The following is a 20,389-nucleotide window of genomic DNA, read 5'->3' on the forward strand; positions in this document are numbered from 1 at the left end:
GAAGCCGAGCCGCGGTGCAACGAGTTCTGCGTGAGGGTGCCAGTTTTGCCCTTGCGCATTACCGCATCGTTCAGGATCGGGCGGTGGGCCGACCTGAGCGTCGCTAGGCAGGTGACTTACAACGGCCCAATGCCGACCTTCATCGCAGCCGAATACGTACCGGCTCCGTTGAGGTCAGAGAAGTCGATCAGCACGGTAGGATTGGATGGGAGGCTTGGCCGGGCGATTGTCCGGCGGTTGAAGACCCTCGCTTGCTCGCCGCCGTCGAACGGTACGTCAGTGGGAATGATGATTCGGAGGAGCGCTGTCGCTTCCTGACGTACCTCCCCCTTCTCAACTGGCTTGCGAGGCAGTGGCCGCGGCATGGACTGCAACTCGGTGGATCGACGGCCGCCTGCAGGATTCCATTGTCGTCGCTGATCAGGGTTGGCCGATGCGGTGGTGAATCTCCAGATGATTTCGCAGGGCAAGGCGGCCAGCGATTTGGTAGGCCGGGCGGCAATTGCCAAAGAGGCTCGACGTCGCGACCACGCAAGCCCTCAAGAAGAAGGCGCCTGATCTCTACACCGTGCGATCGAATTTGTCGCACGCGGGGAACACGGACATTCCTGACGTCCAGCCTGCGAAGGAGTTGGCTGAACTCGTGCTCAATCAGATAGTCCTGCAACCTTCACTTCTCGACGTCCCGAGGGACCCGAACTACCGCACCGCAAGTTAAAGCAAGCCGCCTTCGGTTTGAATGAAAGGCGTGACAGAACATTCGAATCGACGCCTAGGTGTTCCAGACACTACAGCGATCGGTTCGAAGCTGGCTGTCCCCAGTGGGGACACCCCCTGAGAAACGTGTGGCATCGGATTACGCTCGCGGCGGCCGTGTCCCCATTGGGGACACGGGACGGATAGTAAAAAATCCTCGAGCTGCGAGCTTGGATCAGGGGCTCAGTCTCGCTCGGAAAACAGCTGTGAAATAAGCGCCCGGATTTTCTCTTCCTTTTCTGCCGTCAGCATCCCCGCCTTGATCTTCACCGTAAAGCTCCCCCCGTCCCGGGTAATTGACCCAGCCTGGCTCTTTCCGGCAAAAATCTTCTCGATCTTGCGGTCGCTCACGGCGCTCGCCTTACCGTCATTCTCGATCGCGAGTTTGATTTCTTTCGCAAGCTTCGTCTGATCGAGCTCGCCAGCCACGACCTTTACCCATAGCTCCGCGGCAATCTCAAAAGCTCGGCTTTCACGGTTTCGAAGCGCCGCAACAACATCCTCGGCCGCATGGGCGCCGAGGAGGCGAGGCTGAAGATCGAGATCCTTGATAACGAATTCGGGCAAATCGCTGAAAGCCAAATACCGATAGAGCTCCGAGCGAGAGATCCCGAGCGCCTCCGCCATCCTCTTTCGGTTCGGAAACTCCTTCTCTGTACTTCGGATCGAGCGAGCAATCTCATAGTCAGTCAGCCCGTCACGAACAACGTTTTCGACCAAGGCGAGCACCGCCATATCTCCGTCCGAGACGTCGGCGACAACCGCCTTGATCGCTTCTTTCCCGATCATCTTGTGTGCACGCCAACGCCGCTCGCCGGCCACGATTTGATAGCCCGACGCCACCTTACGGAGAACAATTGGTTCAATCAAACCCGACTCACGGATTGATTCCGCGAGTTCGGCAAGCTTCGCCTCGTTGAAGACCCTGCGAGGCTGCCACGGATTAGGCACGATGTCCGCGACGGGCAATTCGTGAGAAGCAGTGCTCCGCTCAAGCTCCAAGATTCTGGCCTGCGCTGTCGCCAGCGCGCCAGCCATACCAGGAGCGGTCCTTGGGGTAGCAGGCTTCTCCGGTTGCGCTGTGAGCTCAATGTCCTTGGCCGCACGCAGACCCGCCGTCTTGCTCATCATTCGTTCTCGCAGATTACTCACGCCTCCGCCCTCCAGCGCGCGACCGACTGATCGTCGATCCATTTACAGTGGTCCATCAACGGTTGTTTCACCCGTGCTAAAGTCTTCGCGACGCCGTCCGATCTCGATAGATCGAAGACCGTCGAGAGGGCAAGTGCGCCATTGCTCATCACTGAGCTAGCGGGGATTTCGGTTGCCGAAAGCCAATCGCCGTAGGCTCGCTGAGCCCACACCCGAACCGCCGGCGCAGACGACACAGCGCCGTAGTCCACCTTCGATAGCAATACCGAAATGAAGTCATAAGTCTTGTCGAGCTCATGGTCGACAAAACCGGCTGCAATTTCGGAAAACAGCGACCAAAAAGACACCGAAGAGATGAAGTCTAAGCTTTCAGGAACCAAAGGCATGACCATCGCGTCGGCAGCCATAAGCCCGTTCAGTGTCAAATAGGACAGGGACGGAGCGGTGTCGAGGATGATGTAGTCGTACTCCGAACGAAGAGGCTCGATACCGCGACGAAGTACCGACCAGAATTCGTACTGGGGATTTTCCTTCTGTGCTGTCGGAAGGTGGAATTCCGCATCATGCAGATAGTTGTGCGCGGGAATGACATCGATCCCATCCCAGTAGGTGGATTGGACCTTCGCCGCGAGCCCACCCTCGATAGAAGGATCGTAGATAAACGGAAGCACGGTGTCTTCCCACGTCACATCCTTCTCCGCATACAACCCGCAAAGTTCTGAGAGGGAAGCCTGCGGGTCGAGGTCAATGACGAGGACACGGCGACCACGCAAGCTAAGGGCCTGCGCCTCGCACATCGTTATTGTCGTCTTCGTCGAACCTCCCTTGAAGTTCGCCGTAATCAGGACTCGGCCGCGATGCTTGCCCTCGCCAGTGACGAGCGCGGTCTGATAGATGTTCGAAGCCTTCTGTACCCATGTGCGTGCCTCAGCCAGCGTAAAGATGCGGGCACGGCCCGAACCGTGCGCTTCGCCAGGCGGTAATTCACCGCCTTCCTTCGTCGCCATGTAGTTGATCTTCTGGCGATCAAGTCCACACATCTCGCTCAACTCGCCGATCGTAAATACCGGCGGAGTCTTGCGGGGCCGCGGAGCCAAGATGTCCTCACGAAGCTCGTCCGTCATCACGGACAATCGCTTCGCGAACTCGCCAAGCTGAGATAGCTTCACCTGCCGCTCGACTGCGGGCAACTCGCTCATTTTCATTGGATGCTTCCTCCTGAGTTCAACGGTGAGGTTTTTTTTTCACACTCACTGGAGATTTATACGGTTCTGCACTTTTTCGACACGAACCGTAGAATACTCGCTAGACCGAAGAATGACTATGTAATTCGCGTCCAGATCCGATTTTTTCTAGGCAGCCTCGACATTGCCTTGCCCGGCAGGCTTTTTCACCCGTAAGGTGAGGTGGATTGTGGGGCAGCCCAGTGGTGCGTGGCCCTGGGCTTCTCGCCACTGCGCACAATTTCCCTCACCTTAGTCGGACTATGCGGGGGGTAATTTTTCGCCGCTCACACACCTACACAATCCACCTCACCCTCGAACGCGTCCTGCGAGCCCGGAATCTTCGGGACAACAGCTTGCGCGGGCCTTTTCGAGCACATGCTGGAGCCCCCGGAGTCTGGCGTCTTTTTTGTATCACTTCGGCAAAGTTGGTTGTTGTTGTAAACAAAAGAAAACCTACCGACCACAAACAGCGATAGAAAAACACTGATAAATCAATGTCTTAGATCGGCAAGGTGAGGGGTTGTGTGCTGACGGCGCTGTGAATTGAGATGCAAGGTGAGGGGAAATCCACAGCAGAGTGAGAGGAATTGGCTGATATGGTGAGGTTCTTGGGCGGGATGGTGAGGGGAATGGGCTCAAAGGTGCGCAAATTTGTGAGCCCTTCTTGCGAAAGGTGAGGTTGTGTGTGTTGACACGTCACTTTGTCGTCGGTACCTTACGCTCCAACATGGCAAATGCAGCGTGAGGGTGGAGAAACGGCATGGCGGAAAGAGGGCAATTGGCAACGTCTCAGCAGCTGGCGCTTGCCCTTTTCGACGATGCGTCGGCCGAGGGGCTGCCGGTCGACAGCGCTCGCTCCGACATTGGTTTTTCGCGCGATAACGTCCTCATTCGTATCGTCGACCTTGGAGTGGCCGCCCGCCGCTTGATCGACGCAGCTTACTTCATTGTCGCTTACGACGATCGACCCCGTGATCTTTACGACGTGGAGTTGGACTACTTCAAATGGCTCATGCGCTACTCAAGCCGCAACAACACTCACCTCCAGCAAGTGATCACAGAAGCGCAAAAGGCTCTTATTCAAGCGACAGGGCCGACAGACGCTGACGATGAGCGGCCCTTCGGCTCGACACAACTGATCGGCAGAATCTCCTACCAGGGCGGCCGCTTTCAATTCCGTGTACCGCCCGATCTCATTGGGATTATCCGAGGGAAGGGCCAGTCGCACTGGTTGAGTCTGCGGATCACCTCGATGTTCACCTTGTCGTACGCACGCGTCTTGTACGACCATCTGCTTCCGCGCGCGGACGAAGGGCAGACCGATTGGATCCCGCTTGACGAACTGCGTGGATGGCAAGGCGAGATGGGCGCGAATGCGCAGGTGTTCAAGTACTTTAAACGGGACTGGCTTGAGCCGGCAGTGCAACAGATCAACGAGGTTTCTGACCTCTCTCTGGCATACGAAACGCGGAACGTACCGGGCTCGCGAAAGATTGGCAGTCTTCGATTTCGAATTAGCCGCAAAGATCTCGCCGAGCGGGTGCTGCATACGCACGAGCACGCCAAGGAGATCTATCAAACCTTAAAGCAGGAGTTTGGCCTTTCGACAGCGCAATTCAATCAGATCGTTGGCGACCGAGACACCTACACCGATGAACGTCTTGAGCAAGCCATCGACCGCACCCGTTTCAGCTTGAAAATGGGCAAGGTGACGAAGAGTCCGGCGGGCTTCTTTATGAAGGCTCTCAAAGAAGGTTGGGTAGTGTCCGATGCTGAGCGCGAGATGGTGCAGGTTCAGCAGTCCCTCATCGAGCGTGAGCAACAGGAGGCCGCAGCAAAGACACAAGCTCAAAACCGTGTGGCACTGCAGGCCGTGGCGCACGAGGTGAGTGCGCAGGAGCGGATAAGCGATGAGGTTCGGCAGGGCTGGGATGCATATCAGGCCGCGTCGCCGCAGCAACGAGAGGAATGGCGTCGCAACTACAAACGTTCGCCGGCTGCAAAGCTGACGATGCGTCGATTGAGTATCGACCCGATGGCCGACTTGAATGACGCATCATTTTCGCAATATGAAACCCTGCGAGCAGCGTTCTCGCTCTACGTTTTCATGCAGACGCGCTCGGTCCGCTCGAACGTCGGGTAAGAACGTGGAGTAGGGGAAGTCAACAGAAGACTCGCCGACCTCATGAAGGGCTGCTGCCACGGTCGTGCCGATTGCCCCAGGCCCTACGAGGGCGATCGTTGGATTTCCTGTCATCGTCATTGTCGTCCCGGTAGTCTGTACGGGTCTGGGAGCAGGCAGGCGCACCCATCAATATCCGTCAGGCACATGATCTGGAGCTGCACATCGCGCGCGACGTCAGCACATTGGCGACCACGCTTCAGGCAGGCAGATCGTCGAGGTACTGAACGCCTACGTTTGCTGGTACAACGAGAAGCGGATCAAGGGCTCCATTGGCTACCTCAGCCCCATCGAGTACCGTGAAAGCCTGGGCATAACGACGTAAATCAGTCCAAGAAAAGAGCTGCCTCCCCTTCTGGGGAAATTACGTCCGAGGTTGCACATGCATGCAACTCACCCGCAGTCGCGGCACCAATGCCGCCTGCAGCACCCGTGATAAGCACGACTTTTCCCTGAAGATCGTAAGCCACTTAGAGGTGGCCTCACTCGTTCGGACAGTGTTCTGAGATTTTTAAGTGGAACGTCCGAGGCAATCATGCTGCCAATTTGATCGCAGGCAGCGTCGCGAAGTATGCCTCATCCGGCGTGCGGTCGGCCAGGTTCGAGTGAGGCCGTTTCCGGTTGTACAGATCGATGTATTCGCCGATGGCGCGCCGGGCATGGCTGACCGACTCATAGGCCCGCAAATAGACTTCTTCGTACTTGATGCTGCGCCAGACGCGCTCCACGAACACGTTGTCGCGCCAGGCACCCTTGCCGTCCATCGACAGACGGATGCCTCGACCCAGCACGGTCTCGGTGAACGCGCCCGCCGTGAACTGACTGCCCTGATCGGTGTTCACGATGTCCGGCAGCCCGTAGCGGGCGAACGCTTCTTCAAGTGCCTCAACGGCATGCACGGCTTCCAGCGTGATCGCCACGCGATGCGCAAGGATCTTGCGACTCGCCCAGTCCACCTCCGCCGTCAGGTACACGAAACCGCGCGCCATCGGAATGTAGGTCGTGTCGAGTGCCCACGCCTGGTTGGCCCGCTCGATCTTCATGCCGCGCAGCAAGTACGGCCAGATTTTGTGCTGCGCGTTGCCTCGGCTCGTGTTCGGCTTGCAGTACAGCGCCTCGATGCCCATGCGCTTCATCAGCGTACGCACGCGCCGGCGGCCGATCTCGTGTCCCTCGCGACGCAGCAGTCGCGCCAGCATCCGCGCGCCGGCAAACGGAAACTCCATGTGCAGTTCGTCGATCCGTCGCATCAGCAGCTGATCTGCTTCGCTCATCGGCCGTGGCCGGTAATACGCGCTCGATCTTGCGATGCCGACCAGCCGCGCTTGCTGCGAAACCGGCAGCGCATGCGTACGGTCGATCATCGCTTTGCGCTCAGCAAGCCCGCCTTGGTGAGCGCGCCTTCTAAAAAATCGTTCTCCAGGGCCAACTGACCGATCTTGGCATGCAGCGCCTTCAGGTCAACCGGAGGCTCGCTCGACGACGCCCCGGCCGTACCGAACACGTCGGCCGCGCGTTCCTGCAACTGCCGTTTCCATTCCGTGATCTGGTTCGGATGCACATCGAACTGCTGTGCCAGTTCGGCCAGTGTCCGTTCGCCTTTGACCGCTGCCAGCGCCACCTTCGCTTTGAACGCCGCTGAGTGCGTCCGTCGGGTTCTCTTCGTCATCTTTCCGGTTCCTTTGCCAGCATTATCGCTGGCTCAAGGCCCCGGCCGCCCCACTTATCCGCCTGTCCGAATTTGCGCGGCCACCTCTCTTTGTCCTGCTCCTCTGCTATTGGATTTCCATTGCCGCGCAAACACGGGGCGATGGATGCCGGGCCATCGGCTCCGCTGATCATGCGAAGCCGATCGGTTGCCACGGCCACCGATTGCCATTCATTTCGCCGGAGCGTGCGCGGCCGAATCGTTCCAGCCAGTTGCCGACGCGAGACTGATGGCGCGTTCAATGTCCTCGCCGCGAAAGCCGGCGCGTTCGACGAAGCGCCTGAAGAAGCCAGGTGCCTTGGCCACGATTGTGTTGATCTTGGGTACGACGATCATGTCCGCGCGGCGCTCGATGCCTGCCACGATGTCCCGCACGACCTGCTCGCGCGGGATCATCTTCCAGAAGCCTCGATCGTTGCCTCCCCACAATGCCCGGCCGGCAGGATCGGCAACGACATCGTCCATCAGGGGTGTCGGGAAGAACGTCGGATGCGCGCTGCCGACGCCGATACCCAGATGACGAAGCTCCAGACGGATGCTGTCGCACATCGCCCAGACGCCCGCCTTGCTGGCCGTATAGGACGCCTGTAGCGGCGAATGCACAAACGCGGCCATTGACGAAATCGCCAGCATGTACCCGCGCTGTTGTTGGACGAATGGCAAGCCGGCCCGGAACGTACGCCACACGCCGTTGAGGTTGATGTCGATGACACGATCAAACGCGGCCGGGTCGAGGGTGGCCATTGGGGCCATGGTGTCAATGCCCGCGTTTGCGATGACCACATCGATTTGACCAAAGTGATGCGCCGCATGGGCCATTGCGGCTTCCAGGCTTTCGAAGTCGCGGACGTCGGCGGTCCAGCCAAGAACGTCGGAAGGGTGGCCGAAGCTGCGAGTTTGCGCCGTGAGCCTGTCTGCCTCCAGATCGAAAAGGGCGAGGCGCGCGCCCCGTGCGTGCAGCGCTTCGGCCAAGGCCGATCCCAGACCTCCGGTGGAACCGGTAATGGCCACCACCTTGTTCGCCAGCTTATAAGTCGACATGTGCGTCTCCTTGCTTCGTTGGAACGTGGCGGTGGAGAAACGCCAGTTGGTCGGCGACCACCTGTTCGAAGTCCTTGCCCACATAGATGTCGAAGTGGCCGGCCCGATACACGCGCACTTCCCCTTTGGGCGCGCGCCTGGCATACCGTTTCGTCGGCCCCGCCGGAGCGACGGAATCGGCTTCGCACACGCAAAACAGAATCGGACAGGAAATGTCGCCTGCTTTGCGACCCGGGCGGTGCCGAACGATGTTCAGGCCGAAGCGTGCCGCGACCTGATTGCGAAATGCAGTACCGTCAGGTACGAGCGCGAGATAGCCATCCAGGGCATCCGGTGCGGTCATCAACGCGGCAGAACCAGGTCGACCCGCCGTCGGCACCATCACCGGCGCCCGGCCGACGAGGGACAGCATGACATCGCATAGAGCCAGCGCGGTAACCTTGAGCGCGCTACGCCAGTTCAACGCGAACAACGACGCGACCCCGTCCGTGAACGGGCATTGCGCGATGGCCCCGGCAATCGTCCGGTCGCGTGCCGCAGAGAGAATCACGTGACCGCCGCCGAAGGATGTTCCCCACAGGACCACCTGATCCGGACGGAGATTGCTGTTCCCGCGTGCAAAAGCGATCGCACCCGACCAGTCTTCCAGTTGACGAGCGATATCGAGCAATTGGCGCGGGGAGCCGTCGCTCGCGCCGAAATGTCGATAGTCGAACACGAGGCACGCATAGCCGTCCGCGCAAAAGCGTTGCGCATAGGCGTCGAGCCGCATTTCCTTGATTCCGCCCAGTCCGTGCGCCATCACGATGACGGGAAACGGGCCCGTCCCGCGAGGCTCGTACAGCCAGCCACGGCAATGTTCTCCGCGGCTGCCTGCTGCGAACTCGACACTTTTTCGCCCGGTCATGTGTCCCCCAAGGTGTGCGAGAATAGAGTTCGATCCAATGTTGTAATGCATTCTAACTTTGTAATGCGATCCATCTAGTGAGGTAAACCCCCGTATGGAATCGAGAACTCAGCGTCGGGCTGCCGCGACCCGCTTGGCGATCCTGCAGGCCGCCGAGACTTTGCTGATGGACGGCGGACTGGACGCGGTCACGCCTGAGGCGGTGGCGACCCGAGCGGATGTCGCGGTGCAGACGCTCTATAACCGTGTCGGTGGCCGTTCCGCGTTGCTCATTGCGGTGGCGGAGCGCGCGTTGGAAGAAAACCGCGAGTACATGGACGCAGCCTATGCGTCCGATGGCGATGTCGAGACGAAACTGCGTTGCGTGGCGGCTGCTTATGCGCGGTTCGCCAAGGAGCGCCCGCACCAGTTCCGTATCCTGGTCGAACCACCGAATGAGCCGGAGGCGCTCGCGCGCATTGCTGCCCTGATCAGACAGCAAAACGCCAAATTGGCCGCATTGATCAGCCGAGGTATCGACGAACGGTGGGTGGATGCAGACGTCGAGCCGGAACACGCGTCGACGGCGCTGTGGGCAATGATGAATGGCGTTATCAGCCTGATGTGGCGCCCCGATAGCCTTCGGCTGGATGTCGATCACATCGGCGATCTATTGGGTACCGCGATCTCATTGTTGATCGGCGGTATCAGGAGGCGGGGCGATTGACGCGTTGAGCCCGGACAACTCGGCACCTGCAAAAACTTTAAGCAGCTCACAACCGGTCTGTCGTCAGGCGGCCTTCCAAGCAATTGGTCAGCATGACTGCCCGGTCAAACTCGGGCTTCGCGGAACGCGTGACCGCGACTGCGGGCGGTGCAAGTGTGTCCCGGGCGAGTTGACACCTGTCTTCGCAACGCCGGGACCGGTGACGACTTTATTTTCGTCTAGGAGGCGCATGATGCATGCCAGTTTATAACGACACAAGAATCGTGCTGAAAAGATTGTCGTAGTAGCCGGTTTTCCAGTCCGGTGCGACCCGATTGGAACCGGGAAGGTCTCCTCCTGACGAGACGTCAGAGCATACCTTCACGCGCAGCTTGCCAGGTCGTCGCCACTTCGGGCCTAAAGCCCAAGCTTAGCGCCAGCGATCCGTCCAGAACGCCGGACCAGGGATGGTTAAGCGGCTCGGCGCTCGGCTCCATGGCCTTCCGGCCATCACGCTCAAATCGAAGATAGTCATCGGAGCATCGTCCACCGTGTTGACGACGCGACCGTCCAGGACGCCACCGAGACCCATTTTTACGAAGGTTGCGATGTCACAGTGATGGATCATGCTCAGGCGATTGGCCGGGTGCAGTTTCAACAATTGTGCAATATGAGGGATCTGCCCGATATGGCCATCCGCGTCGCCATAAACAAAGCCGAAGCGTAATATCGACCAGTTCAAGCCGCTGTCGCGTAGCAGCTTTTCGGCTGCGACCTTGCTGGCGGGGTAGTCGCGTTTCGGTGCGACGGGGTCTGTTTCCTGTGAAGCCTTGGGGCTCTCGTCGTTGTAGACCAGACCGGTGCTCGCCATGATGAACCGGGCATGGGCCGCGTGTTCCCTGACGGCCGCAATCAGATTGCGGGTGCCGTCGAGGTTGACTGTCCAGATATCTTCGGGCTTCGGCGTGCGCAGGACGGCGGCAAGATGGATGATAGCTTCCACGCCTTTCACGGCCTCGACCAGCGAGGAAGGATCGAGGATATCGCCCTCGACCGTCGTAACGCCTGACGGACCGGCTTTGCCGGCGCGCACGAGCGCACGGCAGTCGATGCCAGCTTCCGGATACTTTGGCTCGACAGCATCGGTCTGCCGCAGCCAGCTGCGCACCGTGGCCTGCGCCCCGCCGACCGTATCGGAGAACAGCCAGCCCTTCCGGCCGACGACGATCGTGGGCGATGCCGTTATAGAGTTCGTAGCCATCCGTCATCAGCGCAGTGCCGGGCTGTACGCCGCCATACAGCTTCTGCGCATGTTGAGCACCGCGCCCGGGCGAGTAGGAGAACATCCGTACAGGCGGTCCTGAGCCGTTGACCTGCGCCCATAGGTAGCTCTTCGCCGGCGGTCTTCGTCCCGGTTCTTTCAGCACCTGTAACGTTGTCTCGTCGCCGTAGATCAGGTCCGATTCGAGCAGCGCGTCGCGCATCAGGTTGATCACCGGCTGCGTGGCCAGACCTACCCACACCACGCTGGCGGCCAGCGTATTCGACGAGATGTCACCGTCGAAGCGACGCAGCAGTGTGGCCTGACGATACAGCGGCATGCCGTACTGGTACTTGCCGGTGATGATCCACGCCAGCGCGGATTCCGTGAGCAGCCCGCGCGGAATGATGCGTGTCGGCGCCGGCGTGACCTTGATGCCGAGATCGCAGCATGGGCACGCGTATTTGACCCGTTGGTGCTGAACGACGCGCACTTGCTCGGGAATCACGTCGAGCTGTTCGCTCGTTTCCACGCCGATCTCGACGAGAGCATGGCCATCATGCGCGGAGAACCGTTCGGACTCGGGCAACTCGTGCCGCACCACCTCGCGCGGCAGGTTCGGATCGAAGGGTTTGCGCCCGCGCTTGCCTCGCGTGTGGGCGGCGACCGATGTGCCGGGCACGTCCTCGCGCGCGGGCGCGTCGGTAGCCGTCGCAAGTGCCTCGGCTTCGTTGAACAGGCCGAGCTGATCGGCATGGCGCGCTTCGCTCGATGCGCCGAGCAGTTCGTGCTTGTAGGCCCGCAGCTTCTCTTCGGCCAGATCGCGCTGAGCCGTCACGGGCCGAAGCTCACCGCGCAGCGCATCGCGTTCGGCGCTCGCGGCAATCAGCGCCTCGTACTCCTCGGCGCTCAACATGACGGGGTTGTTCTGCATGACCGATTGGACCATGCCACCTGCGTGGTGTTCAGCTCATCCGCGCGTAATATCGCTGGGGATGCTTCTGGATCACGGCCAGGTCGATGCCGTCGAGCAGCCAGTGCAACTGCTCGGTGCTGAGCGTGATCGTGTCGCCACCGTTCGGCCAGACGAAGCGGTGGGCTTCGAGTCGCTTGAGAAGCAACCAGAATCCGTTGCCGCCCCAGCCGAGGATCTTGACTCGATCACGACGGCGGTTGCCGAAGACGAACAGCGCCGAGGTCATTGGGTTCAGGCGCATCGTCTGTTCGACCAGGATCGACAGCCCGTTAATGCCCATGCGGAAGTCGACCGGATCGCGATGCAGGTAGACCTTCAACCCTTCGTCGAACCGGAACACGGCAGCTTCCCGAGCATCTGGATCACCGTGGCCAGCTCATCGACGCTCGCCTCGCCAAGATCAAATTCGACACCATTCGACAGGCGCACATGTAACGAGAGCGCCATCAACGACGTGTCCGGTGGCAGGACAGGGGAAACGGCGGGCACTGTCGATGGCGCGGTGACGACAGGGACAAATGCCTGCGCTTCACTCACCGGAACACGACGCGCCGAACCCGGGATGTCGATCGATACGCCGTCTATCACCAGCGGTCCGGTCTAGTTGGCGTTTGCAGCGTATGCTGCTGATAGCGCGAAATCCAGCGACGCAACTGGTTCGGGTTGACGTCGTGATCCATGGCCATTCGGGCAATCGACACGCCCGGCTTCAGGCAAAGCTCGACCAGCTCTTGGACGGCCGCCTCATCAAATTCCCGTCGGCCATCCCGTCGGCGGCCGACCACCAGTCTGCTTCGAAGGTCCTGTTTCTCTGTCATCACGGTCTGAATGCATGTGTCCACGCGGACACTTAGCTTCTGACCTTCTGCCTACCATTGGTAGGGCGTCGTTGATTGACGGCTTACGCTGTATCGCCAGGCCACGCTGCTGCGTCGCTTCGGCGGCGACATCTCGTCGAACACGCTGGCCGCCAGCGTGGTCCGAGTGGGGCTCGCCACGCAACCGGTGATCAATCTGATGCGCGACGCGCTGCTCGAATCGAGCCTGATCTACGGCGACGAGACAACGTTTCAAGTGCTGAAGGAGCCAGGACGCAGGCCGCAGGCGAAGAGTTACCTGTGGGCTCAGGTCAACGGGTCGGGGCCACCTGTGCGGATGTTCTCGTACTCGCCGGGGCGCGGCGCCCAGCATGCGCAGAAGCTCTATGCTGGCGTGCAGCCTGGCACCGTGCTGATGACTGACGGATACGAGCTCTACAATGGAATCGCCCACGATCACCAGCTTGTGCATCTCGGGTGCTGGGCGCACGTGCGCCGCGGCTTCATCAAGGCCGAGGAGTCGGTGCCGAAGGCAGCACGCTCGCCGGATCTGCTAACCACGCGCTTCGTCGTGCTGATTGGCAAGCTGTTCGAGGCCGAGGCGCGCACCGCGAAGTGGAAGCCTGAACGTCGGCAGCGCCTGCGTGCGCGATACAGCGCCCGCGTGCTCGCCCTCATCGATCGCATGCTGGCGAGCATCTGCCCACCATCGTGCCGTCGAGTCTGCTCGGCAAGGCACTGCAGTACATGAGCGGACAGTGGCCCAAGCTGGTCCGCTACGTCGAGAACGGCGACTGGCCGATCTCGAACAATCTATGCGAGAACGCGATCCGGCCGTTCGTCGTCGGCCGCAAGGGCTGGCTGTTCTCCGATACGGTCGTCGGCGCGCAGGCCAGTGCCAACCTGTACTCCCTCGTCGAGACCTGCAAAGCGAACGGCGTCGAGCCGTATCGCTATCTGGTCTCGCTGTTTAGGGCATTACCGAAGGCAACAACTCTCAGCGACTACGAAGATCTTTTACCTTGGAGCACTGTACGTGATGAAGTCATCGGACATTCTCATCCGTGAATCGCAATTATCGGATCACGCAACAATCGCACTCTTGCTGCAGCAACTAGGCTACCAGACAACTCCGGCGCTAATCCTCGAGAAGATTGAAGCGGTTCTTCCGAGTCCGGTGGACAAAATCATTGTGGCATCCGTGCGAGAACAAGTCATCGGTAGTATCAGCCTCCACGCACTACCTCTGTTCCACGCGGCGGGCAATCTCGGACGCATAACTAGCATGGTCGTCGACGAACGATATCGGGGAAGCGGAGTTGGTAGCGGACTAATTGACGCTGCAGAACACTGGTTTAGGCAGGTCGGATGTGTAAAGTTGGAAGTGACGAGCGGCGACCACCGACCGGCTGCTCATCACTTCTACGAGCGGCATGGTTTCTTGAGGGACGGCCAGCGACTCTCCAAGAAGCTCCATTCATAGAGGGGCGTCATTACCTGACCGCTTACGGATCAGGACCTTCATGCGGTTGGCGCGGCGATTGGCGAACAGATAAGCATGGTGTGGGTGCGCGGCACCGAATACCTTGACCACGCGCGCCAAGGCCGTGTCGAAACCGGCACGCATGTCCAGCGGATCGGTCGCCAGCCAGATCTCGTCGACGCGGATCACCGTATCCACTCGCGCAGCCAGGCGGCACACTGGGCGGCTTGGGACACGGGCCAACTGACCGTGATCGACTGATCTCCGCGGCGCACCTCGACGCGGATCTCTGCCGAGTGCGGACTCGGCGCTCCCACTGGCACCGACACAAAGGCTGTCAGCGACGGTGGCGTGGCCGGTGGACGACCCAGCGGTCTCTTGGGAAGTCGCCCCTCCGCCTGATCGATCCAGCGCCGCAGCAGATTCGCGTTGAGCCGGTGTTCCAGCGCGACCGCAGCAACCGATACGCCGATTCCCTGGCACGCAGCTACCACCTGCGCCTTGAACTCCTCGCTGTACCGTTGCCGGCGACGACGCTCGGGGAGTGCTTCCGATTCGATAGTGTTCACGTGTCCGCTTATTCGTTAGGTGGACACGATACTCCCAAGAGCTTTACCCCAACTCAAGACGGGTTGCCCGGCCGCTTACCTTCATGCGGCAATTTGCTGCGAGTGTCGACGAGGCAAGCAGGCTGGTTACTTGTCCGCCAACCTCGCCTGCGGGTATGACCGTTATCATCCTGAAAGCAGCCTTAGGCTTGGCGCCTGGCTGATCGACCGAACTGGGTCGTTCAGAGCCTTTCGTGTCCTTCCAGAACCGACATTGGCCGCCCCGCGTAGATCCTGACATCGAGGATGGATGGACTAGCGAGATAAGCGCGCTTATCACGACGGCACGATTACGAGTCGAAACTCACAATCGGAGCAACGCGTGCCCTCGACCGCGCTCGCGCAAACAGGACGATGCGGAGTTGACAACTGGCTTCGCGACGCCAAGGTCGGTGACGCTTTTAATTTGCGGCGCACAACGTCATGAATTCACGACGGTTTTGCTGCTTACCGTCGGTGCGGGGCGTCGAAGTGACACTTTTGCTTCGCAAACGGTGGCACTTTTATTTTGTACCACCATCGGGTGGGTAATCTACCCGCGACTTGCAGATGGTCTTGTTGTAAAACAATAATTTTAGAGAAGGGATTTTGAAAGAATATAATTGTGAAATTTAATATCCGATCCAAAATGGCGCATATTTTCATCTCTGTAAATTACTAAATCCTTTAGCTCGCGCAAGCCGAATTCAGACATAAAAATGCTGGACAACCCATGGTTGTATGACGTTATACTTGTCTCATCGGTATGGCGCATCAACGAAATCTGCTGCGTTGATGGAAGATTGAAGTAGAGAAAAATAATTCGCGAGGGCGAAGTGATGGTCATGCCGATTTGAAGTATCTATTCGAACTGTCCGCGGGGCAGCCTCACACTAATCGCGCATACAGATTTTTCAGCCGCGTGAGTGATCACTAGAATTAGTTATTTTTGATAAGGCGGTGCTATGAATCTGGTATTTTATTAAATCTGTGTAAAGACGCAGTATCGAGATCCTAAAGTCGGAGTGTCGCCCATTGCTATCGGTATGAGGCGGGGGAGTGGGCGTTTGCGTCCATGCTATCTATTCAACGAAAAGGAAAAGCAATGAAAATTTATATGGCGCGGGTCACGTTGGCGCTGCCAATTCTGTTTGGTCTCTCGGCTCAAGTATCTGCGCAGGCAGCTACTTGCACGCCACAGTGGAGCAGCTCTGCGAGCACCAATACCACCAACCTGCAGAACGCCATTAAGCAGTGCGCCGCCACCGGTACCAGTGATGCCCCGGGTCTAATCGACTTGGGCATCAACAACGGCATCTCGACGGCGGTGATCACGAGCGTGAATCTGGCAAGCAACATTGTGCTGAAGTTGGAGAAGGGCTTCACGTTGAAGGGTTCGCCCTCGCAACCGTCCAACGGCGCGATGCTTACCGGCAGCAATCTCTCCAACCTGACTATTACCGGGACCGGCGCGATCGACGGCGACGGCCAGGACTACTGGCCGCCTGCGGTCGGCAAGAATAACACCGCCCGGCCGAAGCTCATCGCGATCACAGGCTCGAACCTGCAGATCGGTTCCAACTTCACCGACACCGGCGCACCGCAGTCTATTGTCGGGTTCCCGAGTTCGTCAAACTCCACGAGCAACGCCCTTATCATCCGAAATTCGCCGAAGGAACAGCTGGTGATCGAATCTGGCTCGAAGAACGTCACTATCGACGGCGTGTGGATCTACGCCAATCCGAACCGCAACGCACATGGCGACGATCTCGCGCCGAACACGGACGCGATCGACATCATCGGCACCCAGACCGCGATCATCAAGAACTGCCTGCTCGATACCGGAGACGACGATATCGCCATCAAGTCCAACGCGGGTGGCGCGGCGACCTCGCACGTCAACATCAGCCACTGCGTGGTGGGCGGCGGCCACGGTATTTCGATTGGCGGGCAGGAAGCGGCGGGCACCACGCTGGCGAACCCCGGCGTCTCGCAGGTGAACGTCGACACCGTGCAGTTCAGTGGCACAGACTATGGTTACCGAATCAAGACTGACCAGACCGCCAAAGACAGCGGCGCGACCACTGGCGTTACCTACACGAACACCTGCATGCGCAACGTCCAACAGCCCTTCCTATTCACCTACGCTTATGCCTCGGGCACTGGCGGCGCCCTGCCGATCATCGCTGACGTCACGATCGACAACGTGATCGCGACCGCCATCAAGCAGCAAGGCGCCATAATTGGGCTTGACAACGATCTAATGGGCACGGGTGATCCGGGAATCCGCATCACCAATAGTCAGATCAGCGGCGGCGATGCCTTCTCGGTAACAAATGGCGAACTGCATGTGGGCAACCATAGCAGCGTGACGACTTCGATCGCTGGGAACGGTCAAGTGGTACCGATCATCGATACCGGTGCGACCTTATCATGCCCCAGCAGCATCAACATTCCGCCGCAGATTTGACTTGCATCCGACAACGTTGAAATGCGTGGGAAGACTGATCGTGCGATCGGGCAGGCCAGCTTCCCACGATTTGCCGTGCGAACAGCGAGGTAATTAAATCACTTGTCATACGGTTGATCGCGCTGAGTCCGTGGGTGCCGGGCCGAATCGCACATTGACCGTCAGACGTCTGATAAAGCGGTCATTTCTGCAGGCGAAGTCGGCCCGCAAGCAACCTGCCTGGGTGCCTCATCGATACTCGTGGCTAACTGCTGCATGAAGGAAGTACTGAAACCAAGTTCCGACGAAGACATGCCATTGCGTAAACTTTAGCGAAGTTCTAGCGAATATTGCCTATTAACATATACAGATTTTCCAAAGCCGCGAAGGGGCTGGCCCGCGCAGGTTTAGCGAAGTACTGTACCTCGCAGTAGCGTTGTTCAGTCCATCGTTGGCGAGCATGGTGAATCCCGAGGCATCGCAATTTGACGCTTAGTCGGAACCGCGGTGGACCACTCCCATCGCTTCAATTCCCAATACCGTCGTGCTGACGGAGCCGGCGTATTGAGTATCCAATACAACGTGAAGTGACGCTCGAGCATTTTGTCGTCGGGGAGTCTGCGCGTATGCTTGTTGTCTTTTGTCGGAGAGAGCATGTCACGCTGAATGAACAGGCGCACGGCGTCCTAGTCACAAGCAACTGAACATACCTCCATCCTGCTACAGAAGGGTGCATAGTGAACCATGCATGAAGAGGGGGGTGGTCGATCGCGGATTCCGCGTTAGACGCCGATTTTGCATCGATGCAACTTGTCCTTCATGGCAAAGGTAACGAGCAGCCAAGCAAGGTCCGGCACTGGCTCATACGGGCGATAATGCGTGTACCGCCCATTGTGCGACTGGCTATAACGTGTGCTGGTTATTACTCGTGTGGATCCGAAGGCCTTTTAGGTGATCGCGGTGAAATGCGTGAGCCGGCTGCGTAAAAGCTGCAGCGGGCCGCACTCAGCGCGGGCCGCGCCCGGGACAATCTGGGCCCGATGGCCGTATTCCGTAGTCTAGAATCGCGTGCTAATTCCGACCCGCGCGACCGACTGCGACACACCGCCGGACGCGCCGTCCGGATCCATCACGCCGTTGATTTGTGCGTGGTTGCCGGCGCTCGCGCGCTGATATGCGCCCGCCACATAGACCATAGTGCGCTTGGTCAGCCAATATTGTGCGGCGGCCGATACTTGCTGCGCATGCGCGTTGTCGAGCGTGCTGTTGCCTTTCATGTATGTATAGGTTGTTCCGATCTCCCAGGCCGGCGATGGCTTCCACGCAAAGCCGCCTTCCGTCGACCATACGGCAGCGCCGCTGCTAGCGTTGCGCACGGTCGTCACGAGCACTTTGCCCGTCACTGCGCCCATCGAATAATGCGCGCCAGCGCCCCAATTTCGCACGCTGGTCGGCAGTAGCCCCGGCGACGCGCCATATTTCTGATTCGTATAGGCCGCGCCGGCGCCGAACGGACCGTTGTCGTAGCTCGCACCGACGCTGATCGTGTTGTTCGCGCTGACCGACCCCGCGACGTTGCCGAAGCCATACAGCGCGCCGATGGTCAGTCCCGACAGGGACGGGCTCGTGTATTTGACCGAGTTCGCTACACGATTGCTGCCAGCGACGCGGTCCCAGTCAAATGCCCCGGTCGGGTTGTTCGGTAGCCCGAGTTTGTCGAATGGCCCGTTGCGAAAGCCGTACAAGCCGACGACGTCCTGCGCGATCTCGTTGCCGCTGGCGGCCAGCGAATCGACCATGAACTCGTATTGGTTGCCGAGCGTCAGCGTGCCGTAACGGTCGTTTTGCAGCCCGACATAGGCCGTGCGCGCGAATAACCCGACGCCGATCATCGAGCCGTCTGCGAGCGAGAATTGACTGACGAGCCGGAAGATCGCTCGCGTGCCGGCGCCGAGGTCCTCCTTGCCTTCGAAGCCGAGCAGGTTCGGGAAGAATATGTTGTCGTCGAATTTCGCGTTTGTGAAGCGTCAAGAGGTTGTTTCTCGACGCAGGAAGTCTCGCCATCGGCGCAATGCCGCCGATGGCGCTATGAGCTCGATGCCAGTTGTAGTGATGCTGCCAACTCGCCAAGGCTTCGATGCGATGAGCCGAGCTTTGGTACGTCCATGCATAGGCCCACTCACGTAAAGCCGATTGGATGAAGCGTTCAGCTTTACCGTTGGTCTGCGGACGATACGCCCGCGTAAATTTGTGTCGGATACCCAGTTCCTGGCAGGCCCGAGCAAATTCGTGCGAACGGAACGCCGAACCGTTGTCCGTCAGCAACCGGCGCACACGCACGCCGAACCCGGCGTACCACGCAACGGCGTCACGCAGGAACTGCACAGCACTACGTTTCGTCTCGTCGGGATGCATCGCCGTGAAGGCAACCCGGGCGTGGTCATCCACGGCGACAAAGAGGTACTCCCAACCCACGCCGTCCACCGTATCGCGCCGATTACCGGTGACACGATGGCCAGGACGCGCGATTCGACCGAGCTTCTTGATGTCGATGTGCAGCAAATCGCCTGGCGCCTCGTGTTCGTAGCGCTGAACGGGTTCGCGCGGTTGCAGGTCGCTCAACCGGGATAGCCCAGCACGCGCCAGTACGCGGCTGACGGTCGAAGCAGACACGCCTGCCTGTCGGGCGATCTGGCGCTGCAGCAAGCGCTGCTGGCGCAATTCCACGATCAGCAAGGCCGTCGCCGGGGCGATTGAACGCGGGGAGCGGGCCGGGCGCGACGAGGCATCAGCCAGCGCTGGTGCACCACCGACCAAATAGCGGCCCAGCCATTTACGCACGGTCGGCGCTGTCACGCCATGATCGGCTGCGGCCTGCTGCACACTCGAACCGAATTCGGTGATCTCCTGAACCATCTCAAGTCGACGCGCGAAAGTGAGTCGGGCATTCTTATGGGTGTTCATCCGGCTGGGTTCCTGGAAGGTTGGGTGTTTGGCGACTTCCAGTCTCCCAGACTCAGTCCGGATGAACCATCGATACAACCTATTGAAGCTTCACAGCTAGCAAGGTCTTTCTCGTCATCTCCAAATGCTCCTCACACGTTTCCGGTCATGCCGAAATATTTATATCGCATTACTGAATAATATGAAGGTCATGA

Annotated in this window: 13 protein-coding genes and 7 pseudogenes; 6 read left to right on the plus strand and 14 right to left on the minus strand. The window is 59.3% G+C overall.

Annotated features, from left to right (window positions below):
* Window positions 1-939: 939 nt before the first annotated feature.
* The gene (locus KPB06_RS02800; protein ID WP_275920327.1) at window positions 940-1,908 is read right to left on the minus strand and encodes a ParB/RepB/Spo0J family partition protein; all 969 of its coding nucleotides are present in this window, start codon (window positions 1,906-1,908) and stop codon (window positions 940-942) included.
* The gene (locus KPB06_RS02805; protein ID WP_175810155.1) at window positions 1,905-3,113 is read right to left on the minus strand and encodes a ParA family protein; all 1,209 of its coding nucleotides are present in this window, start codon (window positions 3,111-3,113) and stop codon (window positions 1,905-1,907) included. The genes KPB06_RS02800 and KPB06_RS02805 overlap by 4 nt, the downstream gene beginning before the upstream one ends.
* 781 nt (window positions 3,114-3,894) lie before the next feature.
* On the opposite strand from KPB06_RS02805, the gene KPB06_RS02810 reads away from it, so the two are divergent.
* Entirely contained in the window at window positions 3,895-5,277 is a 1,383-nt protein-coding gene (locus KPB06_RS02810; RefSeq protein ID WP_275920328.1) for a replication initiation protein, read from the plus strand.
* Window positions 5,278-5,304: 27 nt separating this feature from the next.
* Here KPB06_RS02810 and KPB06_RS02815 read toward each other — a convergent pair.
* A pseudogene (locus tag KPB06_RS02815) lies at window positions 5,305-5,397 on the minus strand (oxidoreductase); the annotation flags it as partial.
* A gap of 127 nt (window positions 5,398-5,524) precedes the next feature.
* Here KPB06_RS02815 and KPB06_RS02820 point away from each other — a divergent pair.
* Window positions 5,525-5,641, plus strand: a pseudogene (locus KPB06_RS02820) (IS3 family transposase); the annotation flags it as partial.
* Between the two features lie 208 nt (window positions 5,642-5,849).
* On the opposite strand, the gene KPB06_RS02825 reads toward KPB06_RS02820, so the two are convergent.
* The 3 genes from KPB06_RS02825 to KPB06_RS02835 form a co-directional block, all read right to left on the minus strand.
* A protein-coding gene (locus KPB06_RS02825; protein WP_275920329.1) for an IS3 family transposase occupies window positions 5,850-6,985 on the minus strand; the annotation gives its coding sequence in 2 pieces (ribosomal slippage) (window positions 5,850-6,721 and window positions 6,721-6,985; 1,137 coding nt in all).
* A 210-nt stretch (window positions 6,986-7,195) separates the two neighbouring features.
* The gene (locus tag KPB06_RS02830) at window positions 7,196-8,065 is read right to left on the minus strand and encodes an SDR family NAD(P)-dependent oxidoreductase (protein ID WP_275920330.1); all 870 of its coding nucleotides are present in this window, start codon (window positions 8,063-8,065) and stop codon (window positions 7,196-7,198) included.
* Complete coding sequence (locus KPB06_RS02835; RefSeq protein ID WP_275920331.1) at window positions 8,052-9,023, minus strand: alpha/beta hydrolase; 972 nt, start codon at window positions 9,021-9,023, stop codon at window positions 8,052-8,054. Before KPB06_RS02835 ends, KPB06_RS02830 begins: the two co-directional genes overlap by 14 nt.
* 82 nt (window positions 9,024-9,105) lie before the next feature.
* Here KPB06_RS02835 and KPB06_RS02840 point away from each other — a divergent pair, with 82 nt between their 5' ends.
* A complete protein-coding gene (locus KPB06_RS02840; RefSeq protein WP_275920332.1) occupies window positions 9,106-9,678 on the plus strand; it encodes a TetR/AcrR family transcriptional regulator in 573 nt (190 codons plus the stop codon).
* Between the two features lie 409 nt (window positions 9,679-10,087).
* Here KPB06_RS02840 and KPB06_RS34535 read toward each other — a convergent pair whose 3' ends face one another.
* The 4 genes and pseudogenes from KPB06_RS34535 to KPB06_RS02855 form a co-directional block, all read right to left on the minus strand.
* Window positions 10,088-10,918 carry an NAD-dependent epimerase/dehydratase family protein gene (locus KPB06_RS34535; RefSeq protein ID WP_420831923.1) on the minus strand — a complete coding sequence of 277 codons (831 nt, stop codon included), beginning with the start codon at window positions 10,916-10,918 and terminating at the stop codon, window positions 10,088-10,090.
* A pseudogene (gene tnpC, locus KPB06_RS34540) lies at window positions 10,878-11,852 on the minus strand (IS66 family transposase); the annotation flags it as partial. The pseudogene tnpC (KPB06_RS34540) and the gene KPB06_RS34535, both read right to left, overlap by 41 nt.
* 31 nt (window positions 11,853-11,883) lie before the next feature.
* Entirely contained in the window at window positions 11,884-12,234 is a 351-nt protein-coding gene (gene tnpB / locus KPB06_RS02850) for an IS66 family insertion sequence element accessory protein TnpB (protein ID WP_275920334.1), read from the minus strand.
* A pseudogene (locus KPB06_RS02855) lies at window positions 12,210-12,712 on the minus strand (transposase). The gene tnpB (KPB06_RS02850) and the pseudogene KPB06_RS02855 overlap by 25 nt, the downstream one beginning before the upstream one ends.
* A gap of 82 nt (window positions 12,713-12,794) precedes the next feature.
* On the opposite strand from KPB06_RS02855, the pseudogene tnpC (KPB06_RS02860) reads away from it, so the two are divergent.
* Window positions 12,795-13,780, plus strand: a pseudogene (gene tnpC, locus KPB06_RS02860) (IS66 family transposase); the annotation flags it as partial.
* Window positions 13,752-14,195 carry a GNAT family N-acetyltransferase gene (locus tag KPB06_RS02865; protein ID WP_275920335.1) on the plus strand — a complete coding sequence of 148 codons (444 nt, stop codon included), beginning with the start codon at window positions 13,752-13,754 and terminating at the stop codon, window positions 14,193-14,195. The pseudogene tnpC (KPB06_RS02860) and the gene KPB06_RS02865, both read left to right, overlap by 29 nt.
* On the opposite strand, the gene tnpB (KPB06_RS02870) is transcribed toward KPB06_RS02865, so the two are convergent.
* Window positions 14,190-14,393, minus strand: coding sequence for an IS66 family insertion sequence element accessory protein TnpB (tnpB, locus tag KPB06_RS02870; RefSeq protein ID WP_275920336.1), 204 nt, complete (start codon window positions 14,391-14,393; stop codon window positions 14,190-14,192). The two genes, KPB06_RS02865 and tnpB (KPB06_RS02870), sit on opposite strands and share 6 nt — an antisense overlap.
* The gene (tnpA, locus tag KPB06_RS02875) at window positions 14,381-14,764 is read right to left on the minus strand and encodes an IS66-like element accessory protein TnpA (RefSeq protein ID WP_275920337.1); all 384 of its coding nucleotides are present in this window, start codon (window positions 14,762-14,764) and stop codon (window positions 14,381-14,383) included. Before tnpA ends, tnpB (KPB06_RS02870) begins: the two co-directional genes overlap by 13 nt.
* A 1,135-nt stretch (window positions 14,765-15,899) precedes the next feature.
* Between tnpA and KPB06_RS02880 the strand changes: the two genes are divergently transcribed.
* Window positions 15,900-17,252 carry a glycoside hydrolase family 28 protein gene (locus KPB06_RS02880; RefSeq protein ID WP_420831924.1) on the plus strand — a complete coding sequence of 451 codons (1,353 nt, stop codon included), beginning with the start codon at window positions 15,900-15,902 and terminating at the stop codon, window positions 17,250-17,252.
* Window positions 17,253-18,289: 1,037 nt separating this feature from the next.
* Here KPB06_RS02880 and KPB06_RS02885 read toward each other — a convergent pair.
* Window positions 18,290-19,249, minus strand: a pseudogene (locus tag KPB06_RS02885) (porin); the annotation flags it as partial.
* 1 nt (window position 19,250) lies between these two features.
* Window positions 19,251-20,195: pseudogene (locus KPB06_RS02890) on the minus strand (IS481 family transposase); the annotation flags it as partial.
* Window positions 20,196-20,389 lie beyond the last annotated feature (194 nt).

Source organism: Burkholderia semiarida (assembly GCF_029268935.1).
Lineage (GTDB): Bacteria > Pseudomonadota > Gammaproteobacteria > Burkholderiales > Burkholderiaceae > Burkholderia > Burkholderia semiarida.

Excerpts from the sequence above, each read along its gene's own strand:
- KPB06_RS34535 (WP_420831923.1), bottom strand. The coding sequence starts at position 10,918 with ATGGCTACGAACTCTATAACGGCATCGCCCACGATCGTCGTCGGCCGG.
- KPB06_RS02805 (WP_175810155.1), bottom strand. The coding sequence starts at position 3,113 with ATGAAAATGAGCGAGTTGCCCGCAGTCGAGCGGCAGGTGAAGCTATCT.
- KPB06_RS02880 (WP_420831924.1), top strand. The coding sequence starts at position 15,900 with ATGGCGCGGGTCACGTTGGCGCTGCCAATTCTGTTTGGTCTCTCGGCT.
- KPB06_RS02835 (WP_275920331.1), bottom strand. The coding sequence starts at position 9,023 with ATGCATTACAACATTGGATCGAACTCTATTCTCGCACACCTTGGGGGA.
- KPB06_RS02810 (WP_275920328.1), top strand. The coding sequence starts at position 3,895 with ATGGCGGAAAGAGGGCAATTGGCAACGTCTCAGCAGCTGGCGCTTGCC.
- KPB06_RS02830 (WP_275920330.1), bottom strand. The coding sequence starts at position 8,065 with ATGTCGACTTATAAGCTGGCGAACAAGGTGGTGGCCATTACCGGTTCC.
- KPB06_RS02865 (WP_275920335.1), top strand. The coding sequence starts at position 13,752 with ATGAAGTCATCGGACATTCTCATCCGTGAATCGCAATTATCGGATCAC.